The following is a 16,982-nucleotide window of genomic DNA, read 5'->3' on the forward strand; positions in this document are numbered from 1 at the left end:
GGACCTTAGAAATAGATTTTAAAACATAAACAACCTTAATTAGCCAATAAGCCTTATTTATCTTCAATAATCAATTTTAACCGGACAACAGTGAAATAAATTCAGCATGACGATTGAAATAAAGGGGAATTAAAAAAGTAATTACATCTTTCATTTTCCAATTGAAAAAATGCATAAAAAATTGCTTCGCCATACTTCCTTTGCAAGGACGAAATAATAATGCTTACGCTGCTACTTCCCTTAAATCTACCGCTACAACCCTCGAAACACCCTGCTCTACCATGGTTACCCCATAAATGATATCGGTACTGGCAATGGTGCGTTTATTATGTGATACGATGATAAACTGCGATTGATCAGAGAATTTACGGATAATATTATTGAATTTATCGATGTTAGTATCATCCAAAGGTGCATCAACCTCATCGAAAATACAGAAAGGTGCGGGTTTTAACAGGTAAAGCGAAAACAACAGGGCCGTAGCCGTCAATGTTTTTTCTCCACCAGATAACTGATTGATAGATAAAGGCCTTTTCCCTTTCGGACGGGCAACAATATCAATATCGGCCTCCAAGGGATTATTAATATCAGATAAAATCAGGTCGCAGCTATCCTCTTCATTAAATAAAGAGCGGAAAACCACAATAAAGTGCTCACGGGCCTGGGTAAAGGCCTGCATAAATTTATCTTTAGCCGTATCGTCTATCTCTTTAATTGTTTGTAAAAGATCGGTTTTGGCTGCATTAAGATCCTTTTTTTGATTCTGGATAAAAGTATAACGTTCTTCCATTTCTTTAAAGGCCTCCATCGCCATAGAGTTAATGGCGCCAAATTCGTCAAGTTGACGTTTCATCCGCTCTACCTTTTGGCGTAGATCGAACTCACTTTCCAAAGCTTCAATTTCGGTGTCTGTTTCTAAAAGATCATTGATATCGATGTTGAATTCGACGGCTAATCGTTCTTTTAAGGCATTCAGATCTATCTTTAATGCGTTCTTTTTATCCTTGATTTCGGTTAATAAGAAATCGGTTTCTTCGCGCGTTTTACGGATATTGGTCAGGTCGTTTTCAACCTCGTTAATGCTCCCCTTGCTTGTGAAATAAGCTTGTTCGGCTTCAGCAAGCCCTTTTTCCATCTCTTCACGTTGTTGATACATCTCTAAAAGTGTATCGTCGTTGAGATCAGTGTGCTGTAAAGTTGCCGTAATTTGGGTCAGTGCTTCCTGTAATTCTTTATCGTTTTGGGCAATCCGCTTATTTAAAGCTTCTTCCTGAACAAAACGATAATCTAAATCTTTTTCCAAGCCTGATAATTTATTTTGTTGTTGGTGGAAACGGATATTATCCTGGTTATATTTGCCCGCACTTTCGTTTACCTGGTCGGCAATTTCCTGATAATTTAGTTGTTGCTCCTGCAAATTAATATGAGCTTCCTGCTGGTCTTTTTGCAATTGAACCAATGCAGGCAATTTTTCAGACAAGGCTTTCTCTATTGATACAATCTTTTGGGCAATATCTGTTTTACGGTTTTCGCTTGTCGTAATAAACTCCTGATACTGATCGCGACGGGTTTGCACAGAAATATGTTCGTTGTTTAAGCGGTTCATTTCTTGCTGCAAAGCATTGATCTGATTGATTTTTGAAGCTTCTTTTAATGTAAATATATTATCAGTTTCTGCTTTTATTGCCGCATTATATTGATTGATCAACGATTCTGATGCCTTGATTTCTTTTGCCAGATTTTCTAAATTCTTGGCACGACCAATTCTTTTCCCTTCAAATAAACCTACCGATCCACCTGCCAAAGTGAATTTGGTTTGGGCATATTTTCCGTTCTTAGCCAAAATGGTTAAACTTTCGCTTGGCGTGGTTTTAAATAAATGCTCTTGTTCAGCTACTGCGATGTACACATTTTGTAAGAGCAGGTTGCAAAGGTGCTGGTATTTTTTGTCGACCTCTATTACCGATAAAGCCGAAATAAGCCCTTCGTGAGTGCCGATAACAGGATTTTTATCGGGAACATTCTCTAAAATGAAAAAGTTTGCCCTGCCACGGCTGGCGTCAGTTAAAAGGTTAATGGCCTGTACTGCATCTGCATACTGATCAACAACGTAGTGATTCATTACCGGTTCCAGGTAATTTTCTATCGCTACGCGGTAATCTTCATTACAGAATAAAATATCAGAAAGGAGCAGGGCACTTTTAGCAAACGCATTATTCTTCTTTAAAAAACGGATCGATTCTGGGAAACCTTCCAGGCTGTCTACCAGCGATTTCGTGAGGTTATACTCGTTCTGCTTGGCATCTTTTTTACGGTTTTCTGCCGTAAGTTTTTCTTTGTTTGCACCCAGGTTGATTTCTGAAGCGGCTAATTTTTCTTTTAAGATTTCTTCGGCTTCCGTTAGGTTTTTAATATTGGCCTGCTTTTCCCTTACCTGAATATCTAGTTCGGCCAAAGCATGATCAAAAGCCTTTAATTCTAACGTTTTGGTTTCGGTATCATCAACATTCCGGTTGGTTTCCTGCACCAGAGCATCTTTTTGGATATTCAGGATATCGATTTCCTTTTGCGATTGATATACTTGATTTTGCAACTCGTTAACCGATTTGATCAGGTTATCAATTCTGTTCTTTTCGGTTTGCTGCTGCTCGCGTAAAGTATCAAGCGTAGATTTTAAGCTTTTTAAATCAGATTCCAGCCGGTTAAAAACCTCAGTTTCTGTTAAAACTTCTTCATTTAAACGTTTGATATTGTATTTAATGTGGTTAACCTGATTTTTATCTTTTTCGAGCTCGCCAGATAAACGTGTTTCTTTTTCCTGTAAAAAACGCATCTGTTCGTTCTTTACTTTTTTCTCACTCTCGTAAGCACGAATTTTGGAAACAAACTCATTTGTGGCCTTTTGTTGTACAGAAAGGTTCTTTTCCTGACTGATACTGCCTAATTTAAGTTTTTGCAGCTCAGCTTCACCGGTATCTATTTTGGTGCTGAGTTCTGTGCGGTTTACCTGCAGATTTTGCTCCTGTGTTTCTAAAGCATTTAAGTCGGTACGGAAGAAGGCAATACGGTGTGTGGCCAACTGAACACTCAGTTCTCGGTATTGCTCTTTTAACTTATAATAACGTTCAGCTTTACGTGCCTGATTCTCTAAGGTTTTAAGGTTTTTTTCGATCTCGAAAAGTAAATCCTCAACCCGTTCTAAATCAGCTTCGGTATCTTTTAACTTGCTGAAAGTCTGTTTTTTGCGTAATTTATATTTCGAAATTCCCGATGCTTCTTCAAATAAAGAACGACGGCTATGTTCTTTGTTGGTAATAATTTCATCAACCATTTTCAACTCAATGATCGAATAACTATCAGAGCCGATTCCGGTATCCAGAAAAAGGTCGGTAATGTCTTTTAACCTACATTGAACATCGTTTAAGCGATACTCACTATCGCCATTTCTATAGAGTTTACGGGTTACGGTAACCTGCGAGTAGGCTGTAGGAAGGATGTTTTTTGTATTATCGAAGCTTAATGAAACCTCGGCGAGCTGTGCCTGTTTTCGGTTTTTTGTTCCATTGAAAATGATGTTCTCCATCTTTTCAGAACGAAGTGCTTTGGTACTCTGCTCGCCCAAAACCCAGCGCATGGCATCAATTACATTAGATTTTCCGCAACCGTTAGGACCAACAATAGCAGTAACACCCTCATTAAAATTGATGGTCACTTTATCGCCAAAGCTCTTAAAACCTTTAATTTCTAACCTAGTAAGTTGCATGGTTTGTAATCGGGAGAACCAGCCTCAATATTAAGGATAATTTTGTGTTTTTTCAAGTGATTTTAACCGCAAAGGTTGCGGAAAGAAAAGCATAGAGAGCACTGAGTTGGACATAATTTTAATACCACTCGTCATGCTGAACTTGATTCAGCATCTATTTGTTTTACCTATAAAAGACCCTGAAACAAGTTCAGGATGACGAATCAACGTTATTTTCCGTGCATCTGAGTTTTCGTGGCTAAATGGAAATCTGCGTTTATTTTACAATCATCAGTTTTGCAAATTTAAGCAATAATTGCTTGTTGCCTAAACCTTGAAAGAATACAGTGGCTTTTACATCTGGTAAAGCTCCTTCTAAACTGATAATTTTTCCGAAGCCAAATTTTTCGTGTTCTACTTCCATACCGCCCTGAAATTCGTGTGGTTGTGAAGGGGTAAAGCCAGAGGTTGGTACATGTGCTTTTGCCAGTAGTGATGTAGTTTTTGGACGGGCTGGCGGGGCAGAAGTAGTTGCGCCGGCTGCTGGTTTGGGTTTGCTAAAGAAATCTCGCGGCTGTGAGGTCCATGTTTTGCGATCATCATCAAAATTACCTTCAAAACTGTTCGATTTGGCTGGTTTAACATCCAATTCTAAAAACTTCGGATTAATTTCGTTGATGAAACGGCTTGGTTCGCAGTTGGTTAAGGTTCCCCAGCGGTAACGCGAAGTAGCATAGGTAAGTGTTAATTTTACTTCAGCACGGGTAATGGCCACATAAAATAAACGACGCTCTTCTTCTAAATCAGTACGATTAGTTAACGACATTTGCGAAGGAAATAGATTTTCTTCCAATCCTACTATAAACACGTTTTTAAACTCTAAACCTTTGGCCGAGTGGATGGTCATTAAAGAAACGGTATCCTTATTCTTGTCACCGTCTTTATCATCATTGGTTAAAAGAGCAACATCCTGCATAAAGATATCCAGTCCTTTTTCCTCAATGTCTTCGCGCTCCGCAAACTCTTTAATACCGTTTAATAGTTCTTGAATATTTTCGTATCTCGAACGTCCTTCAACACTATCATCGGTATATAATTCTTTTAAAATACCTGCATGCTGGGCAATAAACAAAGCCGTATCATAAGCATCTAGCTTTTTAGCCTCTGCCTGAAAGCTTTGCACCATCGTGGCAAAATCGTTCAATTGATTGGCTAAACGCCCATCTACATATTCATGTGCATTCGAAATTACATCCCACATGGTTTTTCCATGTTGGTCTGCCGCAACAATAATTTTATCAATCGAGGTGTCGCCAATACCACGCTTAGGATAATTAATTACGCGTTTTATAGCCTCTTCATCCTTAGGATTAAAAGTTAAACGGAAATACGCAATTAAATCTTTAATCTCTTTGCGTTGGTAAAAAGACTGGCCGCCATATATCCGATAGGGAATATTTAGCTTGCGTAAACCTTCCTCCATTGCCCTGCTTTGCGCGTTGGTACGGTATAAAATGGCAAAATCGTTATATTGATATCCTTTTGTACTTCGTTCTTGAATAATGGCTTCGGCAACTAATTTACCCTCCTCATTATCGGTAAAAGCCCGCGAAACCTTAATACGGTCACCAGGTTCGTTGTCTGAAAAAACGTTCTTTTCGAGCTGGTTTTTATTGTTAGCGATAATACTGCTCGCTGCATCAACAATATTTTGGGTAGAACGATAATTCTGTTCTAATTTATAAACCTTTAAATCAGGATAATCGCGTTCGAAATTTAAAATATTCTGAATGTTTGCACCACGGAAAGCGTAAATACTCTGTGCATCATCACCCACTACACAAATGTTTTGATAAGCAGCAGCCAGTTTTTTCACAATGGTATACTGTGAAAAGTTGGTATCCTGGTACTCATCCACCATCAGGTACCTGAATTTCTGTTGATATTTATTTAAAACATCAGGGTGTTCTTTTAACAGGATATTGGTTTTGAACAATAAATCGTCGAAATCCATTGCACCCGCCCTAAAACAACGTTTAGCATAGGTTTCGTAAATCTGACCAATTAAGGGGCGTTTATTCTGAATATCTTCGGCCTGTATCTGATCGTTAGACTGGTATTCGCCCCATGAAATTAAATTATTTTTGGCTGATGAAATTCTGTTGAAAACAAAGTTTGCTGCATATAATTTATCATCCAGTTGCATTTCTTTCAAAATTGCACGGATTACACTTTTACTATCATCAGTATCGTAAATGGTAAAATTACTTGGATAACCTATTTTCTCGGCCTCTACCCGTAAAATTTTTGCAAAAACAGAGTGAAAAGTACCCATCCAGATGTTCTTTGCCTCTGCGCCAACCACTTTACTAATACGCTCACGCATATCCTTACTCGCTTTATTGGTAAAGGTGAGCACCAAAATATTAAATGGATCGGTGCCGGTTTGAATGAGGTGGGCTACACGAAAGGTAATTACCCTGGTTTTGCCCGAACCGGCACCCGCAACAATCATTACCGGTCCTTTTGTGTTCTCTACTGCTGCTCTTTGTTGTGGGTTTAATCCTGCTAAATAATCCAAATCGGCTCCTGTTTTTTTGAGGTTCAAAAATAACAATTCCTATCGCTTTTTGCCAAAGTTGTTAGTAATTAGTTAAAAACCAAAAGTCATATTTTATCGTTCGTCATTCTGAGCTTGTTTCAGAATCTATTGGACAAAGACTTCTGTGTTTACAATGATAATTGAATCATGCTTTATGTCGAATTAATTATCACTAAGGTAAATTCTTTACATTGGTTTTTAGAAAAGCTACATCTGTATTTCATCGGCTTCGGTAGTCCTTTGCTTTGCTCATACACCTGCAGGCCTTAAGCGCTGGGCCGGTATCCGCTTCGCCAAGGTTTATTTAATTGGGCTTGTGCTACTATTAAGGGTTAAAACCCCAAAGTTATCGTTCGTCATTCTGAACTTGTTTCAGAATCTATTAGGCAAAGACTTCTGTGCTTACAATGGTAATTGAATCATGTTTTATATCGAATTAATTGTCGCTAAGGTAAATTCTTTACATTGGTTTTTAGAAAAGCTACATCTGTATTTCATCGGCTTCGGTAGTCCTTTGCTTTGCTCATACACCTGCAGGCCTTAAGCGCTGGGCCGGTATCCGCTTCGCCAAGGTTTATTTAATTGGGCTTGTGCTATTATTAGGGTTAATGGAAATACCCTCAAAACAATCAAAATCGTAAGATTTTCAATTAAATAATGTAGTATGCTGCCAGAATTACACATAGATGGTTTAGGTATGGAATTTGATATAGTCTGCTCATGGAAGAGAAAAGAATAAATAAGGATATTGAATTTACAGATATCCCTGATGGAGCAAATACAGATATTTACGCCAATTTAAAAGAGAAACTGGAAAGTGTTGAGCAGTTTCCAGGTGTTTATAATTTTAAATTTATTGTCACTGGCGGGCTAGACAAAATACAAGATTTACGTGTTATTTTACCTGATGATGAGTTTATTGAACATGCCTCAAAAACCGGAAAATATGTTTCGATTACAGTAAAAAAGCCAGTGCAAAATGCTGATGAAGTTATAGCTGTTTATAAACAAGTGGGTAACATCAAAGGAATTATGATACTGTAGGCGCTCCCGCATATTTAAAATGATTTTCTTTTGGTTTTAAAAAAGCTCGATTCGTATTTCATTTTGAGGTTGCAGTTTGTAGCTATGCTGTTCCTAACCTGATGGCAGCGACAGTCCCGAAGCATGAGGGCTACAGCGAACAGCAGGGCTGCAATCTCCAATGGAAAATTAGCCTTTCATTTCCAATCAATAAAAAAAATAGTCTATTTATCGTCTAATTTTCTTTTCGGAGCGCAATGACTGTGTAGGTAATCAAGTCGGTTCCGGTGCTTCCCTTTGTCTTGTCTCCTTGCTATAGGGGTAATGCTTCACTGAGGTTTATATGATGTGATAATTAAACAGAGCCATTTTTAATGGCCCAATCTACCATCGAATCTAATACCTGAAATAGATCCTGTCCCGATTTTGTGAGGCTGTACGCAACTACAGGAGGAATAACGGCTTGCGCATCTCGATGAACAAGGTCATCACTTTGCAATTGCTTTAAGTGCTGTATAAGCATTTTCTCCGTAATCTGTGGTATAGCACGTTTTAACTCACTGTAACGTTTTGGCCCACTCATTAAATGAAAAATAATGATCGGCTTCCAATAACCACCAATTTTCTCCATTACAAAAGTAACAGGGCAGCTGGTTAATGCTACGCCTTTATTAAAATTACGGGTCGAACTTTCTTTAACAGCTGTCATAGTTACATACTTTGGGGTAAGTACTTGTATAAAAGTAAGTACAAATATAGCTTTGTATTCAATATTTAAAAATAAAAAATCATGAAAATAACATTAACAGGATCTACAGGTAATATTACAAAACCTTTAGCCGAAATATTGGTGGCTAAAGGTCATGAAGTCACAGTTATTAGCAGTAACGTTGATAGAGCCGAAGAAATTAAATCGCTGGGTGCAATACCTTTAATTGGTAGTGTAAGTGATACAGAATTTTTAAAAGATGCTTTCGCTGGCGCTGGCGCCATTTACACCATGGTTCCTCCAAATTTTGCAGCACCAAACTTCAGAGCATATATTAAAGGTATCGGCGAAAATTATGCTGTCGCTATAAAAGAGTCGGGGGTTAAAAAAGTTGTGAATTTAAGTAGTGTAGGTGCAGATCTGCCGGATGGAACTGGCCCAATTGCTGGTTTGCATGACGTAGAGAATATTTTTGCCGCATTAAATGGGGTAGATGTAAAACATTTGCGTGCCGGTTATTTCTATATCAACTTTTTAGCCAACATCGATATGGCCAAACATGCAAACATATTGGGATCTAATTTTGGTGCCGGTGCAAAACTTGTTTTGGTACACCCCCGTAACATTGCCGAGGTAGCAGCCGAGGTATTAGAAAGCAATTTTATAGGTAAAACCTTACAGTATGTAGCAAGCGATGATGAAAGTACTCCTGCTGATGTTGCAAAAGTATTAGGAACTGCAGTGGGTAAACCAGAATTGCCATGGATAGAATTTAGCGACGAAGATGCATTGAACGGAATGGTAGGAGCAGGTTTACCTGAAGAAATAGCCAAAAGCTATGTAGAAATGGGCGATGCGATCAGAAGCAATAAACTTTTTGTAGATTATTACAAAAACAGGCCTGTTTTAGGTAACATTAAACTTAAGGATTTCGCTGCAGATTTTGCTTCAGCATATCATAGCTAATTAAAGCATAACAGTTGTTCGGTTTAGCAGTCGGACAACTGTTATGTTACATCCAATTCTCGTTTTTAAACTCTACCTGGTATAGCCAGTAATTTACAAGCTGTTTAATTGCGGTATAATTGCCATATTTAAAATGGATCTGACCGGCTGCGGTATGTAAAGTGAGGTGGCCAACATCCACTCCTTTGTGCCAAGGGTACTGAAAAGTGGTAATGGCCTGAATCTTATTAGGCAGTACAATTTCATTCGAAATATCCCAAATTCCACTGGTTTTGATAATGAAATCCTGACTTACGGAAATCCGATGCCGGCGATAGCTGATATAAATCATCAAAGTGCCAATGATAAAATAAACAATTGATGCAGCTATGTAAGGTTTAACTTCAGGGATATTAAACGCAATGATTAAAAATGCCACAATGGGTAAAATCAGTTTAAAGAAGATGGGTAAATTCAAAAAACGCCAGTCTGGGATAAATATTTTTGATTTCAAAGGTGTTTGGCCTAATATCATTTTTAACAATTCGTCCCGTTCACCAGCATTGCAGCCCGGAATTTCCAGGGTGTTTCCCTGCATTTCATGTCCTTTTTTACTTTGGCCAAAATGAGCCTGCTTTAAACTCATATTCAGCAAGTTCATCTTTTTCTGAAAGTAATTCTGGCTGTATTTTGTAATCTGGACTTTATTTGGGCTAATCAGGGTATTTTTCTTCGCAATCAGTCCTGAAGAGAGTAAGAGCGTGTTTTTATGCTCACTAATTTGAAGTTCGAAATACTTGTAAAAGGTTCTAACCAGGTTAATAATTAACAGTACGATTAAAAGGCATGCAATTAAGATAAAAACTGTAACAATGGTTAACATACCCGTTACTGTACTCTGAATTTCATCTTTATTAATTTTAAAAGCATCAAGCAACTGTCTTCCTTCGTAAATAACCGTGTAAAAAAAAGCAGCAAGTAAAGCCAAACTTTGTCCGTAATTAGAGGTTAATCCAACTTTAAACAAAGTCCAGGCACTTATTTTTAAAAAAGGTGCTTCCGCTGTCTTGCCATTTTCTTGCTCAATTTCCGATTGTGTTTCAATTGCCGCTTTTCCATTTAATAAATGTTCTTTAAGGTCATAGGCCGAAGTTTCGTCAATAGCTCTTATGCTTACTTCTTCTCCATGAGTACCAGCAGTATCGATTTTTAACCCGTAAACACCAATGATTTTTTGTAGAATATTCTGGTTAATGTTAACCTGTTGTATTTTATCGAGCTGAATAATGACCTGATCACGACTGAATATCCCCTTATTTACCACAAATTCCTGTTTTTCTTTATCCAGAAAGAAAGTGAATTTTAAATACCATAAATAGGCGAATATAAAACTGAATACAACGATAGCAGAAATACCTAATATAAGATAGGCAAAAGAAGTGCTAGACATTTTTACAAATGCAACAACGAATAAGAAAAAGCTCGCCTTACCAATCTTTAGCATGGTATGAGCGCCCATTATAATAATACCAAAGGCCGATTCGCGCTGTGGTTTGCTAAAATCGTTATTCATTAGGATTCGATTCAGTTGTTGGGTTTTCAAGCAGGTCCAATTTTTTCAACAGCAGATCTCTAATACGCTTTGCGTCATCAATTGCGATGCCCGAAATATGGATATGCCCCGTTTGTCCGCCTGCGGTAAATAGCTGTAATGACCCTAATTTGTACATTCTGGAAAAAATTCCTTCATTTAATTCGATATGCTGAATCCTGTTTAAAGGAACAATTGTTGTGGATTCCGCGATAATTCCACTCTTATACATTACATCATGTGCGCGGATAGCATAGCCCCGTTTCTTAAAACTGGCGCGATAGAGTAGCAAAAAGATGGCTAAAAAAACCAGATAAAGCGGAATAATCCATTTTGCATTTGGTTTTAGTTCATCAATAAAAAATAGGAGTATACCAATAGTTATTCCCACCAGGCCAAAAAAAATCAACAGATTAATACAGATAATTTTCCAGTAATCGGGATGCGGTCGGTTTAACTGAATGTCTTCGTATTTTGGAAGAAGATCAAGATCAATAACTTCATTGGTGAAAACGGTCTCAGTAGTCATACTTAAAGATATAAAACATATTAATCTATAAATAGACTCCTGTTTAAATCTTTTGTTACCTGGCTACAATAAACTTTTTTGCAGAATTGTACTGACCGGAATCGGAAGAGATTTTGAAGAAATAAATACCGGGAACAAAAGTAGAGGTATTGATTTCTAAAGTGTGTTTGCCGGTATTAAGGTATTCGTTTACTACTGTTTTAACCAATCTGCCCATTAAATCGTAAATCTGCACATTAATCTTATCCGCTTCTGGCAAAACGATATCAATAAATGTTTGCATTGCTGCAGGATTTGGGTAATTCTGGGTAACGGTAAACTTCAAAAATTTATCAAAAATGGCTTTATTAATAGTGTCGAAAATAACGTAGCTCACCAATCTATAACCGCGTGCATTTGGATGAAATGCATCCTGATAAAGTGAAAAATCACGCCTCATGGCTGCATTTACATCAGCTAAATATATTTTATACTCTGTTGCTAATTTTTTGTATGCCGTATTAAGGTTTCTGATGTTGGTATTTACAGCAACATAACCTTTAATAGTCCTATCATCAACAAACTGAAGCGTACATAAAATCGGGATTAATTTCTGTTTAAGGCTTGCCGTAATCAAAACGCGCATATTAGCTACGGTTTCAGCTACACTTCCTTTGCCAGCAGCAATGGCAATAGCATCATTAATGCCCATATCAATCACAATAAAGCCGGTTCTATTGGCTATGGCATTATCAATTCTGAGCAATCCCTGATAAGTAGTCTGGCCCCCAATACCATGATTGGTAATATCCACTATCTTGTTCGTATAACAATTTAAAAAATTGTTCTGGAGCAGGGTTTGAAAACCAAGGCCTTTTACGCCTTCTACCGTACTGGCTCCAAAAGTTACAATATTTATACTGTCTTTAGAATAATATTGGGCTGCTTCTGGGCAACTTACACGGGTTGGGGGTTGAGTTGTACCTTGAGCGAACGAAGAAATGCGAACAACAAGAAGCAGCAGCAGAGATAGAAAAACTTTTGCGCTAAACTTCATTGTTAAAATTCTTTCGTACAGGATTAAGGATATCTGTTATTGGCGCAATTTACAAAAAAGTAAATATAAATAATGCTGTGTTATTCTTTTTTACAACATTAAAACATTTTTTTGTATTTATTAAAAGACGGTTTTAAGTTTTAAGATAACATATTGATTTAGCGCTTTAAATTTAATTAAACTCATTACCATCTTAACGATAGGCAAAGTTTTATGCCTAAGTGGGATAATTTAACCGTTTACTGTGCCTTTTATTTGGTAAAGCCTATATTTGCTCAAACTAATTTTGTTATGCAAGAGATTAAAAAATACGTAGAAACGCACAAACAACGTTTTTTAGATGAATTGTTTGAGTTATTGCGTTTTCCATCGGTTAGTGCCGATCCTAAATATAAAGGCGATGTTTTAAAAACTGCCGATTATGTTGCGCAGAAATTAAGGGATGCAGGTGCTGATCAGGTAGAAATTTGCCCAACCGCAGGGTATCCTATTGTTTATGGCGAAAAAATTATTGATGCTTCTTTACCAACAGTTTTAATATACGGCCATTACGATGTTCAACCGGCAGATCCGTTAGAACTTTGGCATACACCGCCTTTTGAGCCCACTGTACGCGATGGTAAAATTTACGCCCGCGGTGCTTGCGATGATAAAGGCCAGTTTTACATGCATGTTAAGGCTTTCGAACTGATGATGCAAACCAATACTTTGGCTTGCAACGTTAAATTCATGATTGAAGGTGAAGAGGAAGTAGGGTCTGCAAATCTGGGTATTTTTGTAAATGCAAATACAGAGCGTTTAAAAGCCGACGTAGTTTTAATTTCTGATACTTCGATGATTAGCATGGAACATCCATCAATTGAAACCGGTTTACGAGGTTTAGCTTACATGGAAGTAGAAGTAGTTGGTCCGAACCGCGATTTACACTCTGGCGTTTATGGCGGGGCAGTAGCCAATCCGGCAACTATCCTTTGCAAAATGATTGCTTCTTTACACGATGAAAATAACCACATCACCATCCCTGCTTTTTACGATAAAGTTGTAGAATTATCAGATGAAGAGAAAAAGGCCTTAAATTCAGCACCTTACGATGAAGCAGAATATAAAAAGGATCTTGATATTGAAGAAGTTTGGGGGGAGAAAGGTTATACGACCCTGGAGCGCACAGGTACCCGCCCAACTTTAGAAGTAAACGGAATTTGGAGTGGTTATATTGGCGAGGGCGCAAAAACCGTATTACCTAGTAAAGCCAATGCAAAAATTTCTATGCGTTTGGTTCCACATCAAAGCTCAGAAGAAATTGCCGAGATTTTTACCAAACATTTCGAAAGCATTGCGCCTAAAAATGTAAAGGTAAAAGTTACGCCTCACCATGGTGGCGAACCAGTGGTTACCCCAACTGATAGTATCGCGTATCAGGCAGCGGAAAAAGCAATTGAAGATAGTTTTGGTAAAAAAGCTATTCCAACACGAGGTGGGGGTAGTATTCCTATTGTAGCGCTGTTCGAAGATGTATTGGGTATTAAATCGGTACTTTTCGGCTTCGGTTTAGATAGCGATGCATTACACTCTCCAAATGAGAAATATGATATTTACAATTATTATAAAGGAATAGAAACCTTGCCGTTATTCCATAAATATTTCGCAGAGCTGAGCAAATAAAAAAAACGTCATTTCAAGCAAAGCGCGGCGTAGTCGAAAATGTCAGTCTGATCGGAGTCGAAGACCATCCCTGCCTATTTTAATAAGCAGGGATTTTTTTTGGAAATGAGCGGTTTGTCTTTCATAGGTACTTTAGTCCCGCCATCGCTTATAGTCCTCATTTCGTTACACTTCATTCCGGGCTATTTAGCTTTGTCGGGTTTATTTAACAGCGGTTTGTTCTTCGAGGCAGAGCCTGTTCCTACATGCGCTATAAAACTTAAATAGTATTGCCAATCTTACCACCTAAACCCGACCGTAGTGTAAAACCCGCAGGCCGAAGCATGAGGGCGAGGATTTGAAACACAGGCCGGGGCAGGTTTGACCGAATTGCTACAGATTTTGCTTTCCAAAACAACTTAATAAAATTAATTTTTAAGCGGAATTAAAAGGCCTATCTCATTTACTAAGCAGGTTTATTTGACTGAGAAATGAGCGGTTTGTCTTTCATAGGTTCTGTAGTCCTGCCATTCGCTTATAGTCCTCGCTGCGCTGCGGGCTATTTAGCTTTGTCGGGTTTATTTAACAGTGGTTGGTTCTTCGAAACAGAGCCTGTTCCTACATTCGTTATAAAACTTAAATAGTATTGCCAATCTTGCCACCTAAACCCGATTTTAGTGGATGCTCCCGATTTTTCATCGGAGCAGGAACGGGAGCGGGGCTATCGAAACCGATAAGCACTGCAGTTGCTTTCCAAAAAATATTCTTAAATTTGAATCAGTGTTCTTTGCGCCTTTTCTTCGTGCATTTTGCAGTTAAACCTGACGCTAAATTTTTTTACCACGGATTTTTTTCTAAATTGGTGCCATGAAATACCTATTCTCATCTCTTTTACTTTTATCTGGGCTTACTTCTTTTGCTCAGGATACTAAAACGATTAATCAGTCTGGAAACCCAATATTTCAAGGTTGGTATGCAGACCCTGATGCTGCTATTTTTAACAATAAGTATTGGATTTATCCTACCTATTCAGCTAAATATAGGGAACAGGTTTTTTTAGATGCCTTTTCATCAGATGACTTGGTAAAATGGAAGAAACATCCTCATATTTTGGATACTGCTGCCATAAAATGGGCCAATAAAGCCATGTGGGCGCCTGCAATTGTTCAAAAAGATAAAAAATATTATCTGTTTTTCGGTGCCAACGATATCCAGAACGATAACGAGATTGGAGGGATAGGGGTAGCTGTTGCCGATAAACCAGAAGGACCGTATAAAGACCACTTGGGAAAACCTCTGGTAGATAAATTTTATAATGGCGCCCAACCTATAGATCAGTTTGTGTTTAAAGATAAAGATGGTCAGTACTATTTAATTTATGGTGGCTGGAAACACTGTAATATTGCCAAGTTGAATAAAGATTTTACTGGCTTTTTGCCATTTGAAGATGGCAAAACCTTTAAAGAAATTACGCCTGATAACTATGTAGAAGGGCCATATATGTTCATCAGAGATGGGAAATACTATTTTATGTGGAGCGAAGGCGGCTGGACCGGCCCAGATTATTCAGTAGCATATGCTGTTGGCGATTCGCCTTTCGGTCCGTTTAAAAGGGTAGGTAAAATTTTAAAGCAAGATGCTGCAATTGCTACCGGAGCCGGCCATCACTCTGTAATTATTAACGAGAAAAAAGGAAAGTACTACATTGTTTACCACCGCAGGCCTTTAACCGAAACTGATGGTAACCATCGCGTAACCTGTATCGATGAAATGAAGTTTGATGCAGATGGTAATATTCTTCCTGTAAAAATTACAAACGAAGGTGTAAAAGCCCAGAAAGTTAAATAATTGCTGCTCGGCTGGAGGTTTTATTCAATTTCCAACTGGGCTTCACTTTTTTGTAAAACAGTTTTTATCTGCTTTTTATTAAGTGTATTAAATCCCCATGTGCATAGTAAAAGCATTGCGGCAAGCCCCAGCCAAAGCCAGTTGTAGCCGAATTTTTTGGCAACTAAAAAGCCCAGATATGGACCTGCGAGTTGTGCAAACGACCAACTCAACGTATAACCTGCTGCATATAACCCTCTGTTGTGCGGATTACTTCTACTGATTACAATGGTATTGATAAAGGGCAATGTAAGCATCTCCCCACAAGTAAATACGACAATGGTTAATATTGCCATCACAATGTGAAGACTAACCGGCGCACTTAATATAGTATACGAAATTGAAAATAAGATTGCCCCAACAATAATAAAAAACATTGGCGATCTTTTTGCTTCAATTTTATTGATCATCACCATCTCAAACAGGGCAATAACAGCACCATTGATCCCGATTATGAGGCCGATTGCAAATTCGTCAATATGCCATTCTTGTTTAAAAAATACTGGCACAATCCTGAACATTAAAAAAGCGCAAGTAATAAAAACAGTAGTAAGCAAAATGAATTTTACATAGAAAACATCTTCCCATGGTTTCATTATGATCATAGTATTGGCCGTCTCTTTTGCTTTTTTGATAAAACCTTTCACCTGTGGCAAAAATGATAGTATCAATAAACCCACAATAATGCTTACAACACCTTCAACGATAAAAAGCAGTCGATAGTTAATGGAAGCAATTATACCCGCAAAACTAATTCCAATAGACCAGCCCATGTTTGTGGCCAACCTGTTTAAAGAATATGATCTTGTTAAAGTACCTTCTGCCGCATAATGGGCAACTGCTGTAAAGTTGGCCGGTCGGAAAGCTTCAGAAAAAAAACTGATCACCACAGCCAGTATACATAGACTGTAAAAGTGGGTTAGGGTAGAAAATAGGATAAATAGCAGGCCACTTATAATGGAAGACAAGACCTGTACAGGGCGGAAGCCGATCATATCGGTCAGTTTACCACCTGTTGCTGAGCCCAGCACTGAACCCACACCAAATAAAATGATGATTAAACCTGCATCTGTTACAGATCGATGTAAACTTTGGGTAACGAATAGCCCCATAAACGGAACCGACATGCTTCCAAACCTATTAAAGAGTATCACAAAGCTTAAAAGCCAAGTTTCTCTGCTTAATCCGCTAAATGATGTTTTGTAGGTATTGAAAATAAGTTTGAACATAGTGTATTTAGATGTTGTAAAAATAACAAAAGGCAAATATTAATTAAT

11 protein-coding genes are annotated in these 16,982 nt (G+C 37.9%); 4 read left to right on the forward strand and 7 right to left on the reverse strand.

Translation table 11 applies throughout. The features are described 5' to 3' along the window. Positions 1-223 precede the first annotated feature (223 nt). Both smc and HDC90_RS08650 read right to left on the reverse strand, forming a co-directional pair. Positions 224-3,763, reverse strand: a complete 3,540-nt coding sequence (gene smc / locus HDC90_RS08645; RefSeq protein WP_184465565.1) for a chromosome segregation protein SMC — start codon at positions 3,761-3,763, stop codon at positions 224-226. 256 nt (positions 3,764-4,019) lie between these two features. Beyond that, entirely contained in the window at positions 4,020-6,323 is a 2,304-nt protein-coding gene (locus HDC90_RS08650; RefSeq protein WP_184465679.1) for an ATP-dependent helicase, read from the reverse strand. Between the two features lie 741 nt (positions 6,324-7,064). Here HDC90_RS08650 and HDC90_RS08655 point away from each other — a divergent pair. After that, positions 7,065-7,388 carry a DUF493 family protein gene (locus HDC90_RS08655; RefSeq protein ID WP_184465566.1) on the forward strand — a complete coding sequence of 108 codons (324 nt, stop codon included), beginning with the start codon at positions 7,065-7,067 and terminating at the stop codon, positions 7,386-7,388. Positions 7,389-7,722: 334 nt separating this feature from the next. On the opposite strand, the gene HDC90_RS08660 is transcribed toward HDC90_RS08655, so the two are convergent. Further along, entirely contained in the window at positions 7,723-8,076 is a 354-nt protein-coding gene (locus HDC90_RS08660; protein ID WP_184465567.1) for a helix-turn-helix domain-containing protein, read from the reverse strand. Between the two features lie 81 nt (positions 8,077-8,157). On the opposite strand from HDC90_RS08660, the gene HDC90_RS08665 reads away from it, so the two are divergent. Further along, on the forward strand, positions 8,158-9,042 hold the full coding sequence (locus HDC90_RS08665; RefSeq protein WP_184465568.1) for an NmrA family NAD(P)-binding protein: 885 nt from the start codon (positions 8,158-8,160) through the stop codon (positions 9,040-9,042). Between the two features lie 46 nt (positions 9,043-9,088). On the opposite strand, the gene HDC90_RS08670 is transcribed toward HDC90_RS08665, so the two are convergent. From HDC90_RS08670 to HDC90_RS08680, 3 genes are read right to left on the reverse strand one after another with little or no spacing between them, the layout of a single operon-like run. After that, positions 9,089-10,594 carry a PH domain-containing protein gene (locus HDC90_RS08670; protein ID WP_184465569.1) on the reverse strand — a complete coding sequence of 502 codons (1,506 nt, stop codon included), beginning with the start codon at positions 10,592-10,594 and terminating at the stop codon, positions 9,089-9,091. Beyond that, entirely contained in the window at positions 10,587-11,141 is a 555-nt protein-coding gene (locus tag HDC90_RS08675) for a PH domain-containing protein (RefSeq protein ID WP_184465570.1), read from the reverse strand. The genes HDC90_RS08670 and HDC90_RS08675 overlap by 8 nt, the downstream gene beginning before the upstream one ends. A 55-nt stretch (positions 11,142-11,196) precedes the next feature. Further along, the gene (locus HDC90_RS08680; protein ID WP_184465571.1) at positions 11,197-12,177 is read right to left on the reverse strand and encodes an SGNH/GDSL hydrolase family protein; all 981 of its coding nucleotides are present in this window, start codon (positions 12,175-12,177) and stop codon (positions 11,197-11,199) included. Positions 12,178-12,468: 291 nt separating this feature from the next. Between HDC90_RS08680 and HDC90_RS08685 the strand changes: the two genes are divergently transcribed. Both HDC90_RS08685 and HDC90_RS08690 read left to right on the forward strand, forming a co-directional pair. Continuing rightward, the gene (locus HDC90_RS08685) at positions 12,469-13,839 is read left to right on the forward strand and encodes a dipeptidase (protein ID WP_184465572.1); all 1,371 of its coding nucleotides are present in this window, start codon (positions 12,469-12,471) and stop codon (positions 13,837-13,839) included. An 846-nt stretch (positions 13,840-14,685) separates the two neighbouring features. Continuing rightward, positions 14,686-15,666 (forward strand): glycoside hydrolase family 43 protein, encoded by a 981-nt coding sequence (locus HDC90_RS08690; protein WP_184465573.1) that lies wholly within the window; start codon positions 14,686-14,688, stop codon positions 15,664-15,666. Positions 15,667-15,686: 20 nt separating this feature from the next. On the opposite strand, the gene HDC90_RS08695 is transcribed toward HDC90_RS08690, so the two are convergent. Continuing rightward, positions 15,687-16,934, reverse strand: a complete 1,248-nt coding sequence (locus HDC90_RS08695; RefSeq protein ID WP_184465574.1) for an MFS transporter — start codon at positions 16,932-16,934, stop codon at positions 15,687-15,689. Positions 16,935-16,982: the final 48 nt, after the last annotated feature.

This window comes from Pedobacter sp. AK013 (genome assembly GCF_014205835.1).
Taxonomy (GTDB): domain Bacteria; phylum Bacteroidota; class Bacteroidia; order Sphingobacteriales; family Sphingobacteriaceae; genus Pedobacter.